Source organism: Streptomyces sp. NPDC018029, from assembly GCF_044327655.1.
Classification (GTDB): domain Bacteria; phylum Actinomycetota; class Actinomycetes; order Streptomycetales; family Streptomycetaceae; genus Streptomyces.
This window is the reverse complement of sequence record NZ_JBIRFV010000006.1, coordinates 187,932-201,633: the sequence shown is the minus strand read 5'-3', so window position 1 is coordinate 201,633 and position 13,702 is coordinate 187,932. Positions and strand designations below refer to the sequence as shown.

Genomic DNA, 13,702 nt, shown 5'->3' with positions numbered 1-13,702 from the left:
TGCCTCCCCATAGAGTGAACTCATCACTCGGGGAGCTTCGGAGGGGGAGCAGAAACATGTCCGCAAACAGGATCCAGCACAAGGTGAATCACGTCGCGTTGGTAGTGGACTGTTCGGGTTCCATGCGTCCGCACGAGAACCAACTCATCCGCGTCGTGGACGAGTTCGTCGCGGGCCTGAAGGCCGAATCGGACAGCCTCGGCCACGAAACGCGAATCAGCCTCTACTCCTTCGACCACAGGGTGGAGAATTTGGTCTGGGACATGGATGTGAAGCATCTTCCGTCCATGCGGGGCCTGTACCGCGTCAACAATGGAGCGACGGCTCTCATCGAGGCTTCTTTGAAGTCCCTGGACGACCTGGGCCACATCTGGGAGGAGTACGGCGAGCACAGCTTCCTCCAGATCGTCGTGACGGACGGCGAGGAGAACGCCTCCGGAGGCGACCGGCGGCACGACGGTGACATGACCGTCCTCGGCCCCTGGCTCGACAGGATCACGGCGAAGATGGGCGGGCTCCCCGGCCACTGGACCTCCGCGATCCTCGTGCCGAACTCCCTGGCCAAGCGGACCGCCCAGAACTACGGCTTCCCCGCCGGCAACATCGCCATCTGGGACGCGGACTCCCAGAAGGGCGTCGAGGAGGCGATCGGCACCGTGCGCGCCGCCGCCACCAGCTTCCTCCGCGGACGGGAGCAGGGCCTGCGCGGCACGAAGAACCTGTTCGCCGTCGGCCAGGACATATCGGTGGACGAGGTGCGGGCGAACCTCGAACCGATTCCGGCCGACAGATACCGCCTCTTGAAGGTCGACCAGGAGGTCGAGATCCGCCCCTTCGTCAATTCACACCCGGGCGTGACGTACGAACGCGGCGCGTGCTACTACCAATTGGGCGCCCGGGCCCAGGTGCAGCCGAACAAGGAAGTCATCGTGGTGGAGAAGGACACCGACCGCGCCTATACGGGCGACGCCGCGCGCAGCCTTCTGTTCGGCACGGGAATTCAGGGAACCGTCTCCGTGAAGGCGGGCAACAACCCCAAACTGGAGGTGTACGTGCAGAGCCGTTCGGTGAACAGGAAACTCAAGCCGAAGACGCGTCTGCTCATCATGCTCTGAATGCTCTGAAAGTCCTGAATTCCCCGCACACCCCGGAGGTGCCATGTCCCCGCAGATGAAGTTGGCTGCGATAACGCTCGACTGCCCCGATCCACTGGCGTTGGCGGCGTTCTATCAACAGGCCACCGGCTTCGCGCCGCACCCGAAGTCGGACGCCGACTTCGCGGGCCTCAACCGCGACGACGGCCTCTTCATCGGCTTCCAGCGGGTCGACGGCTACCGGGCCCCGAGCTGGCCCGGCCAGACAGTCCCTCAGCAGCTGCACCTCTGCTTCGACGTGGAGGACCTGGACGAGGCCGAGGCCTGGCTGCTGGGGTTGGGTGCGGGGAAGCCGGATCACCAGCCTCACGAGGCCGCGAGGGCGCGGGTTCTCACCGATCCGGCGGGGCACCCCTTCTGCATCTGCCGATCCAACTGATCGAGCTCATCCAGCTCATCCAGCTCATCGAGCTCATCCAGCTCGTCGAGTCGGTCCTTTCTCGACGAGCTGGGCGATGATTCCCTCGACGATCCTCAGCAGCCGCTCCCCCGCCTGGTCGATGCTGCCGTTCTGCGTGCTGACCTGCGCCCCTTCGAGTACGAAGGTGATCGCGGCCGCGGCCTGCTCGGGGTCGGGGAGCCCCGCCGCGGCGCACATGCCGACGAGCCTGCGGGTCTGGCGGGCCTTGTGCTCCTCGATCACTCGCCGGGCGGGGTGGGCGCGGTCGGGCAGTTCGGCGATGGAGTTGATGAACGGGCAGCCCCGGTGCGAGACCGAGGGCAGCCCCTCGGCGATGAAGCGGGCCAGGCCCAGGATCTGCTCCCTGGGCCTGCCGGGGTGTTCCGCCTCGACCCGGTCGAAGGCCGCCTGGTAGTCGGCGGCGACGATCCGCAGCCACTCCGCGACCAGCGCGTCCTTGGTCTCGAAGTGCCGGTAGATCGCCATCTTGGTGGTCTCGGCCCGCTCGGCGATCGCCTGGACGCCCACCCGGCGGATCCCCTCGCTCTGAAAGAGCTCTTCCGCCGCGTCGAGGATGCGCTCACGAGGGGGCAGCTTGGCCACCCTGCTGGGCCTTCTGTCGGTCGATGCCATGTCTGCTACGGTACCAATCCGTCCCGTGCGATACCGATCGGTATCGTTCAGTACTCACTGGTATCGCTTGCTGCGCTGGGAGTGACAGATGAGAGTGACCGAGTACGTGAGCTTCGACGCGGTCGGACTCGCCGAGCTGGTGGCCAAGGGCGAGGTGACGCCTGTCGAGCTGGAGGCAGCCGCCCGCGAGGCCGCAGAGGCGGTCAACCCGCGACTCAACGCCATCGTCGAGACCTGGCCGACCGACGACGAACCCGAGCCCTCCAAGAACAGCGGCAGTGACAGTGGCAGCGCGTCGTCGGGGCCGCTCGCCGGGGTTCCCTTTCTCATCAAGGACATCGGAGTCTCCATGGCCGGGAGGCGGATGGAGTTGGGCAGCCGCCTCGCGGCCGGCCTCGTCGCCGGTGCCGATTCCTCGCTGATGCTGCGTCTGCGGCGGGCGGGCCTCGTGACGTTCGGGCGTACCGCGACGCCGGAGATGGCCTACAGCATCACGACGGAACCGGAGCTGTACGGCCCGACCCGGAACCCGTGGAACGTGGAGCTGAGCGCGGGCGGTTCGAGCGGGGGCGCGGGCGCGGCCGTCGCCGCCGGTGTGGTCCCGATCGCGCACGCCACCGACGCCGCGGGCTCCCTCCGCATCCCGGCCTCCTACAACGGCCTCTTCGGATTGAAGCCCACCCGCGGCCGGGTCTCCATGGGGCCCGACGCCGACGAGGTCTTCAATGGCCTGGCCGTGCACGGCAGTGTCAGCCGCACGGTGCGCGACAGCGCGGCGCTGCTCGACCGGATCCGCGGTCCGGAGCCGGGCGACCCCTACTTCGCCCAGGAGCCGTCCCGGCCGTACGCGGAGGAAGTCTCCCGCCACCCGGGTTCCCTGCGGATCGGTGTGCTCCCCCAGGCGTGGGGCGGACGCCGCACCAGCGGGCCGGTGGCCGACGCGCTCTCTAGGACCGTGCGCCTCCTCGAATCCCTCGGGCATCAGGTGGAAGAGGCGACGGTGGATCTCGGGGTCGGCTGGGAGGAGTTCGTCCTGGCCAACGCCCGGCTGATGACGGCGAACCTCGCAGCGTCGGTCGACGAGTTGGCCGCCGCCTTCGACCGGCCCGTCGACTCCTCGACGCTCGAACCGGCGACCCTCGCCGGCTACCACTACGGGCAGCGGGTCAGCGGCGCCCAGTTCGTCGCCGCTCTCGCGGTCCGCAACCGGGTCGCCCGAAGCCTGGCACGGTACTTCGACACCCACGACGTACTGCTCACCCCGACCGTGCCGGAGCTTCCCATGCCTCTGGGCGCCTACACCGAGGGCGCGGAGGCGCTGGACGGGCTCGGGTGGATCGACCGCCTCAACGACCGTTCGCCGTTCACCATGGCGTTCAACGTGTCGGGCACGCCCGCCATGTCCGTCCCGGTGACGGCCGACGCCGGGACCGGGCTCCCGACAGGCATGCAGTTCGCCGCCGGTTACGGGCTCGAAGGGCGCCTCTTCCGCCTCGCCGGACAACTCGAACAGGCCGACCCGTGGTCAGGCCGGACCCCTGCGGTGTGGGCGGGCGACACCACGGGTCACTGACGGGATTCCGGTGGGTGCTTGTGTGTGGGATCCAGCCGGTAGTCGGGGCATTCGCGGTTCTGACACGCCCCGGGGACCCAGGAGGGCACGTACACCCCGAGGCTCTTGTGCCGGTGAATGGTCAGCGGCACGGTCTTCTTGCAGGTCGGACACGTGTGTGCCTCAACCTCAACCTCAACCTCACGCTTCATTTTGACCATATCTTTACGATATGCCCGAAACGCCCCATCGGAAAGTGGTCCGCTTCCTTCGATTGCCGGGGGCTCCGGCGGTCGTTTGAGGCTGAGCACCACCGAACCCGTCAGGACGACGACGATGACCGCGAGGCTCACCGGTGAGGGGATCTCCGGGATGCCCGGGCTGATCATTTTGTGCGAGGCCTGGAAGATGAGCTTGACGCCGATGAAGGCGAGGATGATCGCCAGGCCCTTGCTCAGGAGGTGAAATCGGTCCAGGAGCCCCGCGAGCAGGAAGTACAGCGCCCGCAGGCCGAGGATCGCGAACACGTTGCTCGTGTAGACGATGAACGCGTCGTCACTGACCGCGAGAACGGCGGGGACGCTGTCGACGGCGAAGATCAGGTCGGCGGCCTCGATCGCCGCGACCACCGCGAGCAGCGGGGTCGCCATCCGCTTGCCGGCCTCCTTGACGAAGAACTTCGCCCCGGCGTACTCGTCGCTGACCGGGATGGCCTTGCGCAGCATCCGCACTGCGAAGCTCTTGCCCGGGTCGAAGCTCTCCTCGTCGCCCTTGAGGAGCTTGTAGGTGCTGTAGAACAGGACCGCCGCGAAGACGAACAGCACCGCCGTGAAGCGGCTGACCACGGCCACACCGAGGCACAGGAAGATGCCGCGGAAGACGAGTGCGCCGATGACGCCGAAGAACAGCACCCGGTGCTGGTAGGCCCGGGGCACCTTGAAGTAGGCGAAGATCACGGCGAAGACGAAGAGATTGTCGACGGACAGGCTCTTCTCCAGCAGCCACGCCGTCGTGTACTCGGTGCCCGCCGTCGTACCGAGGACGACGAAGACGACCGCGCCGAAGACCAGGGCGAGGCTCACCCACACGGCGCTCCAAGCGGCGGCCTCCTTGAAGCCGATGACGTGCGCGCTGCGGTGGGCCAGCAGGTCCACCGCCAGCGACACCACCACGGTCGCGGCGAAAGCCCCCCACAGCCACAGCGGGACCTCGAGCACACCGAACACCCTCGTCACGGCCGGCACGGCACCGGCCTCTGGTAAAAGTGTGCGCCACCGACCAGAAGCGGACCACTCACCCGCTCGCCCTCCCCGGTAGGTTCCCCCGGTGACCTTCAAGGAGACGCGGGGCCTCGCATCGATGACCGACGAGACGCAGTTGAGCTGGACGGCGCTGGGTGACACGAGGCGACGGCCGGCCGTGGTCCTGCTCCATGGCGGCCCGGGGCTGCCGGACTATCTCGCCGATGTCGCGCCCATGGTCGCGGACCTCGCGCCCGTGTACCGCTACGACCAGCGCGGCACGGGCCGCTCCCCCTGGCAGGGCCGCCACTCCCTCGCCCGCCATGTCGACGATCTCGCCGAGCTGCTCGACGTGTGGGACGTGCCGAGAGCCGTACTGATCGGGCACTCCTACGGCACCGATCTGGCGAGCCGGTTCTGCCTGCGGCACGCTGACCGGGTTGCCGCCACGCTGCTGATGTGCGGGCCGTTCGTCGGTGCCTGGCGCGCCGCGGAACGGGCCGAGCGCGCCCGGCGCATGTCCACGGCGCAGCAGGAACGGCTGCGCGAGCTCGAAGGGTTGCCGCACCGCACGGAGGAGCAGGAGGCCGAGCTCCTCACGCTGGCCTGGTTCCCCGACCACGCCGATCCCGGACGGAGGTGGAGCTGGGCCGCTCAGGCCGCTCGGCGGCGCCGCCCGGTCAACTGGGTCATGAACGCCGAACTCGGCGCGGAAGGACGCGCGGATCCGCTGGACGAACACCTTGCCGAGCTGCGCGCGTGCCTGCCCGCGCGGACGGAGCTCCTCGGCGGGGCCGGAGATCCCCGTCCCGTGTCGGCGCTGGAGTCACTGGCGCACCGGCTCGCGCTTCCGTTGACACGGATCGAGGGCGCGGGGCACGAGCCGTGGCGGGAGCGGCCCGAGGCCGTGCGGGCCCACGTACGGCGATTCGTGCGCGGCGCCATGGATGCCGCCTAGGCCTCGGGGCCGGGCCGCTTCCTGCGCGACGAACCCCTCGGCCGCCCGGGGGCGTGCCTCAGTCGGCTCCGGACCCGCCCTCGCCCCCGTCCAGGACCTGCGCGGCCATGCGCAGACAGATCGCGGGCAGCTCTGGAGCGCTGCGCACCCAGTCCTCGGTGTCGACGCCGGCGACCACTCCCGCCGTCCAGATGGTCGCCAGCAGCCGGGTGGCCAGGTCGCGCTCCGCACGCCTGCCCGCCGGAGCCTCGCGGCGGACCGCGACGGTCGCCCGCTCGATCAGCGACGGTTCCAATAACCACCGGATGCCGGCTCCGGCCTCCACGAGGAAGCCGGAGTAGATCGCCATGAAGATGCGCGCGGTGTCGGACTCCTTCTCCAGTCCGACCCGGGCCTGCTCGGTGAGCTGGGAGACCAGGCCCAGATGGTCGCCCAGACGGCTGACGGGGGTCCCACGCCCCCGCCGTTCGCCACTGGCCATGTCCGCACCAACCCGTCTGACCCGTCTGACCCGTCCGATCCATCCGACCCGTCCGACCCGTCTGCCCCGTCGATTCCGGCGTCAGGGTGTCGCCCTGCCGGTCTCGGGCCGACCCTGGCTGTCGCGGGAGGGCTCGTCACCGGCCAGCGCCTCCTCCACGGTGTCGTGGATCGCCAGCAGAGAGTTCAGACCCACCATCCGCAGAACCGCGCGAGGCCACCTGCGGGAGACGACCACCCGCACCGGTACCCCGTGCGTGCCGGCCTGCCGCCGGAAGTCGTCGAGCACCGCGACGCCGGCGATGGTCAGAAACGGCGCGGCCGACCAGTCCACGACCACCGCGGTCGGCCGGTCGTGCGAGGCGGGCTCCAGCAGGGTGCGGCACACGTCACGCAGCTCCTGCCGGAGCGGTTCGGCGTTGCTGATGTCCACTTCCCGCGGCATCTCCACGATCAGACACCCGTGTCTGGCAGAGGTTCGCAGCGTCATCCAGACCACCTCCGTACGGCCAACTCGACTGCAGGAGAGGGAACTTCAGCGCCCAGCAGCAGTATGCCCAATCGTCGAGCGGACTGCAGCCCGCCCCAACTGGACCGCGCACCGCGAACCGTGCGCCCTCATGGATTCGCCGATCAGAAGACGACAGGAGCCGGCCCCACTTCAGCTCCGTACGATCAGCAAAAGCACCGATTGGGGCGACGGGCGTCGATTCCCTACTGAGCCCGCCTGAGCACGGATCAGATCACTAACGTAGGCACCAGTTCCGCAGATTGTGTTACTCGGCGGTCCGTTCGGTGTCTTGGGGGTGAACGATGGCCGCTGCTGATGATGCGGCATCTGCCGGCACAATGCCGGTGCAGCAGCTTCGGGCGGGAGACCACGCCTTTGTCAGCTACGAAGACGATGACGCGGGCCGCGACGTGGTGACCACGTTCGCGTGGACCGGGCTCGCCAAGCGCGAGAAGGTGATGGTCTTCGCCGCGCCGCAGCTGGCCGACAGCGAGGTGTGGAACCGGCTCGAAGTCCCCGGGCCGCTGCTGGGCGCCGCCCGCGAGCGGGGGCAGCTGGTGGTCAGCAGCATGCGCGCGCTGATCCACCCCGCCCCCCACTTCACCCCAGAGCGGCAGTGGCAACGCATCGAGGAGGAGACCGACCGTGCCCTGGAGGAGGGTTTCCGCGGTCTGCGCACCTATATCGACATGCACTGGGTGGGCGACCTGAACGCCGACGTGGCGGTGATGATGCACCGCGAGTCCCACGCCCAGCACCTGTTCACCGACCGCCCGTACACCGAGATCTGTGCCTACGACAGCCGGTGGTTCACTCCCGAGGTGCTGAAAGCCATGCACAGGGCGCACCCTTGTCGGCTGCTGTCCCGCCTCGGAGCCCTGCACGCGGAGCAGTCGGACGGCACCGTGCGGCTGGCCGGAGAGGCGGATCTCGCCACCCGGGAAGAGTTCGTCGCCGCCGTACGCGAAGGGCTGGTGCGCACTTCGGACACGCGGCGGCTGACGGTGGACATGTCCCAGCTCGTCTTCCTCAGCGCGGCCTGCGCCGTGGACCTGCTGAGGCTGGTCGCGGCCTCCGAGCACGACGGAATCCACGTCCACTGTCATCCGGCGGGCGCCCGCATACTGCGCCGGGCAGGTGCCGACAACATGCCCGTCCTGGTGCTCAGCGAGGTGAGCCGCTGATGTCATCACCCGGCTCCCGCGACCTGCCCACCACTCCCCTGCTGGAGTCCCCCCTCACCCAGGAGGACCTGCCCCGGCTGCGCATGCTCATCGACCGGTACGCCGACCGCGAGGGGCTGCCCGAACCACGGCGCGGCGACTTCATCGTGGCCATCGACGCGGTGGCCACCGACACCATCGCGCACGCGGGCGGCGGCGGCACGCTGTCCCTGCAGCGCGCCGACGGCCATCTGGAGTGCCGTATCCACGACCGCGGGTCGGGCTTCACCGCGGACGTCGTTCCCGGGCCGGCCCGCGGGAACGACGGGCACGCCGTGGGGAGCGGACTGTGGCTCGCCGGTCGCATCACCGACCACCTCACGGTCTCCGCGGGCGCCATCGGAGCCGTCGTCACGCTCGTCATGCGGCTGCCCCACTGACGACCGTCTCGTCGTCCTTGACGCGCATGTCCGGGCGTACGGTGACGAGGAGCCACGCGGGCAGCGCCGCGACGCGGAGCGGGCTCGACCCCACACCGACGAGCAGCGCCGGGGTGATCATCGGGGCGAGCGCGCGGGCCTGCCGCGGCACGGTCATGGCGTCACCACGCCTCCGACTCCGATCCGGACCCTGGCCCCGATCGCGACCCCGATCCCGACCCCGAGGACGGTCCGCCGCCCGAGGCAGGGGTCTTCGTGGCTTTCCCCGCCTTGGCGCGCACGCGCAGTGCGAGCAGCGGGAAGACGAGGACGGAGACCATGGCGGCGCCCACCAGGGCCGCCGCCTCCCCCTTCTCCAAGGCGCCCTCGTCGAGGCCGATGGTGGTGATGGCGACGACGAGCGGCAGGCACGTCGAGGAGTACAGGGTCAGGGCCCTGCGGTCGGCCGGGGCCAGATCGCGTGGCGCCAGCGCGTAGGCCGGGAGTCCTCGTACGACGAGGAACAGGAGCAGGAAGACGGGGAGCAGCAGGAGGGCCCGGCCGCCGTCGAGCAGCGAGGCGAGGTCGAAGTTGATGCCGGTGACGATGAAGAACAGCGGGACGAGGAAGCCGAAACCCATCGCTTCCACCTTGCCCAGGACTTCCTCGCCGCTCTCGGGGGCCGCTCCCTGGAAGACGAGCCGGGTCAGCAGTCCCGCCGCGAAGGCGCCGAGCAGCACGTCGAGGCCGAACGCGTGCGAGAGGGCGAGCATCGCGACGAGCAGCAGCATCACGAAACGGACGGCGAACTGACCGCTGGTGTGCAGCGTCGTACGGATGAGCTGGGCGAACCACGGCGGGTGAGGGCGCAGCGCCCAGCGGACCGCCGCCGCGGTGATGACCGCGAAGGCGGCGAGCACCACGGTGGACACCCCTGGCTCGCGGCCGCTGAGCAGCACCGCCATGGCGATGATCGGCCCGAACTCGCCGACGGCCCCGAAGGCCATCATCACGGTGCCGAAGCGGCCGCGCAGGTCGCCGCTGTCGCGCAGGATCGGCAGGACCGTGCCGAGGGCGGTGCTGGTGAGCGCGGTGCCGATGACCACGCTCCGGGACAGGTCCATGCCCGTCAGTGCCAGCGCGATGCCGAGGCCCAGGGCGAGGGAGAGGAGCCAGGCCCGAACCGAGCGGCGCAGGGTGTCGCCCCGGATGGCCGCGAACTCGATCTCGTATCCCGCGAGAAAGATGAGCATGGACAGGCCGAGCTCCGAGAGCGTGTCGATCACCTCGTCGTGGTGCGCCCAGCCGAGCACGTCGGGGCCGATGAGGATGCCGAGGACGATCTCGAAGATGACCAGAGGGACGCGCAGCCGGCGGCCGGCGGCGTGCGCCAGCAGGGGCGCGAGCACGGCGACCGCCATGATCAGGATGAGGGTCCCCGGATGTGTCACGCCGCTGCCCGCTCCCGTGCGCCGGCCTCCGGTGTGCCGCCGTGCACGGCCGGTCAGCCCTTGGCGGAGGCGGCCGCGGCCTCGGCGTCGACGATGCCGAGGCCCAGCTTGGGGAGCTTGTCCGGGTTCTTCGCCGTGCTGCGGATGGCCGCCATGATCTGGTCCGGGGTGCGGTCCTGCTGGTGGAGCAGGGCCGCGACGGCGGAGACGTAGGGAGCGGCCATGGAGGTGCCGTCCAGTTCCCCGTAGCCGCTGTCGTTCTTCAGCGTCTCCTTCGTGCGGTACGTCGGCAGGGTGGAGAGGATGCCGACACCGGGCGCCGAAACGGCTTGCTGTGCGCCGAAGTCGGAGAATTCGGCGGGCTTGGAGTCCTGGGCGCTCGCGCCGACGACCAGGACCGGCGTGGCGGGCTTGTAGGGCTGGAGCGCGGTGCCTTCGTTGCCCGCAGCGGCGACCACGACCGCGCCCTTGTCGTGGGCGTGCGCGATGGCGTCGTTGAGGGTGCCGCCCTTGAGGAGGCGCGCCATCAGGCCGCTCTCGCCGAGGGAGAGGTTGATGACGTCGGCGCCGTGGTCGGCGGCCCAGACGATGCCCTTGCCGATGTGGGCGTTGTCCCCGGTGCCGCCGGCGCCGAGGACCCGCACCGGCATGATCTTGGCGCCGGGGGCGCCGCCCGCGATCCCGACTCCGTTGTCGGTGTGGGCGGCCGCGATGCCCGAGACGTGGGTGCCGTGGCCGTTCATGTCCTTGGGCTCGTCGTCACCGTCCACGAAGTCGTGGCCGTCGACCAGGCGGCCCTTCAGGTCGGGGTGGTCGAGGTCGACACCGGAGTCGACGACCGCGATGACCGTGCCGTCGCCCTTGGTGTCGTCCCACGCGTCGGGCAGCTTCAGCGCGTCGACCGCCCACTGCTTGTCCCGCATCGGATCGGATCTGTCGGAAGTGCCGTCCTCGCCGCCGCACGCGGTAGCGGCCAGCAGCAGCGTGGTGAAGAGGGCGACGGCGAGGCGTGTACGGGTGCGCATGGTCCGAGCGTCGGGGCGGTGGCGTCGTACCGCATGTGGGGGCGGACCGAGCGGGCGATCCGTACGGGCGGAGGACCGTCTATCTGGCCGGGGCCGGGGTGTCGTGTTATGCGACGAACAGGCAGACGCCCCCTGTGAAGAACCCGCGGCATACATACCTTTTGGCTGTTACATCGCTTATGGGTGGGCTTGATGTGAGGTGCGTAACTTCGTGGATGTCGCCGCAACGGGGCGGCCACCCCACGAGAAGACGAGACCCATCCCCAGAAGGGCCCTCTTTCCCATGCGTATGACTCCCCGCGCCCTGCGCACCGGCATCGTCACCGCGACGGCCACCACGGCGATCACTCTGGGCGCCGCCTCCGGTGCTCTGGCGGCCACGCAGCACGTGCCGGCCACCGCTTCCGCCTCGGTGACGGCCGGTACTCACAGCCACACCAAGCCGCACGCCGCGGCAAACTCCAAGGCCAAGACGAAGCGTGTCTACGTGAAGACCGTGCGGCTGGCCTTGAAGGGGCACACGGCCAAGGTGTACAAGCTCGGCAAGAACAAGTACCAGGGCGACATCCTCTTCCACGGCAAGAAGGTCGGCGGTCTGAACGCGTTCGGCAAGACCGCCCTGGGCAACCTGAACGGTCTGCACGTCAAGCTCACCGCACGCGGCGCGCTCTCCTCCTGGGTGGACCGGGCCAAGCCCGCCCCCAAGCCGAAGCCCAAGCCCAAGCCCAAGCCGCAGCCGGGCAAGCGCGAGCTGATCCGCATCGACACGCTGGTGGACGGCTCCATGGCCAAGGTCTACAAGCTCTCTGCCCACCACTGGCAGGCCGACATATTCGCCGGCGGCGCGGGCATCGGCACGCTCGACGCCAACGGTCGCTCCGCCTCGGGCGAGAACAACGGGCTGCATGTCGTCCTGTCCCCGGACGGCAGGCTCAGCTCCTGGTCCGACGACGACCAGGCCAAGAAGGACCCCACCCCCAAGCCAGACCCCACCCCCAAGCCGGACCCGACGCCTGAGCCGGACCCGACCCCCACCCCGGACCCCGAGCCCACACCGGCCCCGGACCCGGACTCCCTCCCGGACAACGACCGGACGCCCGCCCCCGACGTCGTTCCGGACCCCGCGCCGAAGCCCGACGAGGCCAAGCCCGCCCCCACGCCGATCGCCCCGAGCACGGACCCGGGCAAGGTCGAACCGGGCAAGGTCGAACCGGCACCCGCCGCCTGACCCGCGCCGCCCGCAACCGAGGCCCGTACACCCTCGACACCCTCAACTCCCTCGACCAGCCGGAAGGACTGTCCCCGTGCCCGCGCGCCTGCAAGCCCTCCTCATCGTTCTCGGTGCCCTTGCCGCGACAGCACTGCCGACCGTCGCCGCGTTCGCCACCCAGCCGCACGTGCCGCCCACGGTGCCCCACAGCACACCGCGCGAGGAGATCCAGCCCGCCACGAACATCGTCGCCGAGCTCGTCGGCAAGACCGTCGCACGCTCCACCCGCAAGCCGCTGGGCATGGTCCCCGAACGGGCCGCACACTCGATCGCTCCGATCACTCCAGTCACTCCAAACACTCCAATCACTCCGATCGCCCGTTTGGACCGTGTCCTCGGAATGAGCTGATCGTTGATCTTGCCGGGCGTCGGCCGAGTCTGCTGCTCCGGCCGTGTGACAAGTCGCGTTGCGGTCCACCAGGACGCCCCCGGACCGCACCGAACCTCTAGGAGTACTCATATGAAGAAGACGATGAGTGTCGTACTGGGCACCGGTGCCCTTGTGATGGGCAGCGCCGGCCTGGCGGCCGCCGACGCCGGTGCGCAGGGTGCGGCCCAGAACTCGCCGGGCGTGATCTCGGGCAACGCCATTCAGGTCCCGGTCCACGTGCCCATCAACCTGTGCGGCAACACTGTTGACATCATCGGCCTGCTGAACCCGGCCTTCGGCAACACCTGCGTCAACGACTGATCTGGCGCAGCACATTGCGGGAGCCAGCCGGCTCACCGCGACCCGAGCGAGCGCACCGCCGACCTTCCCTTGCGGCGGTGCGCTCGCTCTGCCATGAGTACGGCACTGCTCGCACCGTCTTATTGGTTTGCCGCCCGCCCGTGCGGTCGGATAAGACTCTCGCATGTTGAAGGGGAACAAGATCGGGCTCAGGGCCCGGCACGAGGACGACATACCGGTGCTGCGGACCGAGCTCTACGACGACGTGGTCAACGCCGCGCGGGCCGAGGCCGGGCCGTGGCGGCCGATCACGCCCGGGGCCAAGGACCCGCGGCTCGTCGTGGACGACAAGGAGCAGGGGCTCGTCCCGTTCTCCGTGGTGGAGTTGGACGGCGGCACGCTGGTCGGCACCGCGACGCTGTGGGGCATCGACAACCACCACCGGTCCGCGCACATCGGCCTCGGGCTGCTGCCCTCCGCTCGTGGCAAGGGCTACGGCACCGACGTCGTCGCGACGCTGTGCCACTACGGCTTCATCGTCCGCGGATTGCAGCGTCTGCAGATCGAGACGCTGGCGGACAACGCCGCGATGCTGCGCTCCGCCGAGCGCAACGGCTTCGTACGCGAGGGCGTGCTGCGCTCCTCGGCCTGGGTGCTCGGCGAGTTCCTGGACGAGGTGCTGCTCGGGCTCCTCGCCCATGAGTGGAAGCCGGCCCGGGATTAGCACGACCGGGCGATACCTCCCGTCGGCCAGCCGCTCAGTGGGTTAGTCGAT

Annotated in this window: 16 protein-coding genes and 1 pseudogene; 10 read left to right on the top strand and 7 right to left on the bottom strand. The window is 69.6% G+C overall.

Translation table 11 applies throughout. From position 1 onward, the window contains the following. The first annotated feature begins 56 nt into the window (after positions 1-56). Together ACH4D5_RS19960 and ACH4D5_RS19955 are read left to right on the top strand one after the other, a co-directional pair. A complete protein-coding gene (locus tag ACH4D5_RS19960; protein ID WP_398304031.1) occupies positions 57-1,115 on the top strand; it encodes a VWA domain-containing protein in 1,059 nt (352 codons plus the stop codon). 43 nt (positions 1,116-1,158) lie between these two features. Beyond that, on the top strand, positions 1,159-1,533 hold the full coding sequence (locus ACH4D5_RS19955) for a VOC family protein (protein WP_398304029.1): 375 nt from the start codon (positions 1,159-1,161) through the stop codon (positions 1,531-1,533). 33 nt (positions 1,534-1,566) lie between these two features. Here ACH4D5_RS19955 and ACH4D5_RS19950 read toward each other — a convergent pair whose 3' ends face one another. Beyond that, complete coding sequence (locus ACH4D5_RS19950) at positions 1,567-2,187, bottom strand: TetR/AcrR family transcriptional regulator (RefSeq protein WP_398304027.1); 621 nt, start codon at positions 2,185-2,187, stop codon at positions 1,567-1,569. Between the two features lie 88 nt (positions 2,188-2,275). Between ACH4D5_RS19950 and ACH4D5_RS19945 the strand changes: the two genes are divergently transcribed. Next, entirely contained in the window at positions 2,276-3,760 is a 1,485-nt protein-coding gene (locus ACH4D5_RS19945; protein ID WP_398304025.1) for an amidase, read from the top strand. Positions 3,761-4,020: 260 nt separating this feature from the next. Here ACH4D5_RS19945 and ACH4D5_RS19940 read toward each other — a convergent pair. Further along, a pseudogene (locus ACH4D5_RS19940) lies at positions 4,021-4,956 on the bottom strand (TerC family protein); the annotation flags it as partial. A 109-nt stretch (positions 4,957-5,065) separates the two neighbouring features. Between ACH4D5_RS19940 and ACH4D5_RS19935 the strand changes: the two are divergent. Further along, positions 5,066-5,938: an alpha/beta fold hydrolase gene (locus ACH4D5_RS19935; protein ID WP_398304023.1), complete on the top strand. Its 873-nt coding sequence runs from the start codon at positions 5,066-5,068 to the stop codon at positions 5,936-5,938. Between the two features lie 58 nt (positions 5,939-5,996). On the opposite strand, the gene ACH4D5_RS19930 is transcribed toward ACH4D5_RS19935, so the two are convergent. Next, positions 5,997-6,419 carry a hypothetical protein gene (locus ACH4D5_RS19930; protein WP_398304021.1) on the bottom strand — a complete coding sequence of 141 codons (423 nt, stop codon included), beginning with the start codon at positions 6,417-6,419 and terminating at the stop codon, positions 5,997-5,999. A gap of 81 nt (positions 6,420-6,500) precedes the next feature. Then, the gene (locus tag ACH4D5_RS19925; protein WP_398304019.1) at positions 6,501-6,908 is read right to left on the bottom strand and encodes an STAS domain-containing protein; all 408 of its coding nucleotides are present in this window, start codon (positions 6,906-6,908) and stop codon (positions 6,501-6,503) included. 359 nt (positions 6,909-7,267) lie between these two features. On the opposite strand from ACH4D5_RS19925, the gene ACH4D5_RS19920 reads away from it, so the two are divergent. Then, positions 7,268-8,113, top strand: coding sequence for an MEDS domain-containing protein (locus tag ACH4D5_RS19920; protein WP_398304017.1), 846 nt, complete (start codon positions 7,268-7,270; stop codon positions 8,111-8,113). Continuing rightward, positions 8,113-8,532, top strand: a complete 420-nt coding sequence (locus tag ACH4D5_RS19915) for an ATP-binding protein (protein ID WP_398304015.1) — start codon at positions 8,113-8,115, stop codon at positions 8,530-8,532. The genes ACH4D5_RS19920 and ACH4D5_RS19915 overlap by 1 nt, the downstream gene beginning before the upstream one ends. On the opposite strand, the gene ACH4D5_RS19910 is transcribed toward ACH4D5_RS19915, so the two are convergent. From ACH4D5_RS19910 to ACH4D5_RS19900, 3 genes are read right to left on the bottom strand one after another with little or no spacing between them, the layout of a single operon-like run. Continuing rightward, a complete protein-coding gene (locus ACH4D5_RS19910) occupies positions 8,513-8,689 on the bottom strand; it encodes a hypothetical protein (protein ID WP_398304013.1) in 177 nt (58 codons plus the stop codon). The genes ACH4D5_RS19915 and ACH4D5_RS19910 overlap by 20 nt on opposite strands. A 4-nt stretch (positions 8,690-8,693) precedes the next feature. Next, a complete protein-coding gene (locus ACH4D5_RS19905) occupies positions 8,694-9,962 on the bottom strand; it encodes a cation:proton antiporter (protein ID WP_398304011.1) in 1,269 nt (422 codons plus the stop codon). Positions 9,963-10,015: 53 nt separating this feature from the next. Then, positions 10,016-10,987: a S8 family peptidase gene (locus ACH4D5_RS19900; protein ID WP_398304009.1), complete on the bottom strand. Its 972-nt coding sequence runs from the start codon at positions 10,985-10,987 to the stop codon at positions 10,016-10,018. Between the two features lie 283 nt (positions 10,988-11,270). Between ACH4D5_RS19900 and ACH4D5_RS19895 the strand changes: the two genes are divergently transcribed. From ACH4D5_RS19895 to ACH4D5_RS19880, 4 genes are all read left to right on the top strand, one after another. After that, positions 11,271-12,215 carry a hypothetical protein gene (locus ACH4D5_RS19895; protein ID WP_398304007.1) on the top strand — a complete coding sequence of 315 codons (945 nt, stop codon included), beginning with the start codon at positions 11,271-11,273 and terminating at the stop codon, positions 12,213-12,215. Positions 12,216-12,291: 76 nt separating this feature from the next. Further along, positions 12,292-12,606, top strand: coding sequence for a hypothetical protein (locus ACH4D5_RS19890; RefSeq protein WP_398304005.1), 315 nt, complete (start codon positions 12,292-12,294; stop codon positions 12,604-12,606). A gap of 111 nt (positions 12,607-12,717) precedes the next feature. Next, positions 12,718-12,948, top strand: a complete 231-nt coding sequence (locus tag ACH4D5_RS19885; RefSeq protein ID WP_398304003.1) for a chaplin — start codon at positions 12,718-12,720, stop codon at positions 12,946-12,948. Positions 12,949-13,111: 163 nt separating this feature from the next. Next, positions 13,112-13,651, top strand: a complete 540-nt coding sequence (locus ACH4D5_RS19880; protein WP_398304001.1) for a GNAT family N-acetyltransferase — start codon at positions 13,112-13,114, stop codon at positions 13,649-13,651. Positions 13,652-13,702 lie beyond the last annotated feature (51 nt).

Coding starts and splice junctions, on each gene's coding strand:
- ACH4D5_RS19955 (WP_398304029.1), top strand. CDS start 1,159: ATGTCCCCGCAGATGAAGTTGGCTGCGATAACGCTCGACTGCCCCGAT.
- ACH4D5_RS19945 (WP_398304025.1), top strand. CDS start 2,276: ATGAGAGTGACCGAGTACGTGAGCTTCGACGCGGTCGGACTCGCCGAG.
- ACH4D5_RS19900 (WP_398304009.1), bottom strand. CDS start 10,987: ATGCGCACCCGTACACGCCTCGCCGTCGCCCTCTTCACCACGCTGCTG.
- ACH4D5_RS19930 (WP_398304021.1), bottom strand. CDS start 6,419: ATGGCCAGTGGCGAACGGCGGGGGCGTGGGACCCCCGTCAGCCGTCTG.
- ACH4D5_RS19910 (WP_398304013.1), bottom strand. CDS start 8,689: ATGACCGTGCCGCGGCAGGCCCGCGCGCTCGCCCCGATGATCACCCCG.
- ACH4D5_RS19915 (WP_398304015.1), top strand. CDS start 8,113: ATGTCATCACCCGGCTCCCGCGACCTGCCCACCACTCCCCTGCTGGAG.
- ACH4D5_RS19895 (WP_398304007.1), top strand. CDS start 11,271: ATGCGTATGACTCCCCGCGCCCTGCGCACCGGCATCGTCACCGCGACG.
- ACH4D5_RS19880 (WP_398304001.1), top strand. CDS start 13,112: ATGTTGAAGGGGAACAAGATCGGGCTCAGGGCCCGGCACGAGGACGAC.
- ACH4D5_RS19885 (WP_398304003.1), top strand. CDS start 12,718: ATGAAGAAGACGATGAGTGTCGTACTGGGCACCGGTGCCCTTGTGATG.
- ACH4D5_RS19920 (WP_398304017.1), top strand. CDS start 7,268: ATGCCGGTGCAGCAGCTTCGGGCGGGAGACCACGCCTTTGTCAGCTAC.
- ACH4D5_RS19950 (WP_398304027.1), bottom strand. CDS start 2,187: ATGGCATCGACCGACAGAAGGCCCAGCAGGGTGGCCAAGCTGCCCCCT.
- ACH4D5_RS19925 (WP_398304019.1), bottom strand. CDS start 6,908: ATGACGCTGCGAACCTCTGCCAGACACGGGTGTCTGATCGTGGAGATG.
- ACH4D5_RS19960 (WP_398304031.1), top strand. CDS start 57: ATGTCCGCAAACAGGATCCAGCACAAGGTGAATCACGTCGCGTTGGTA.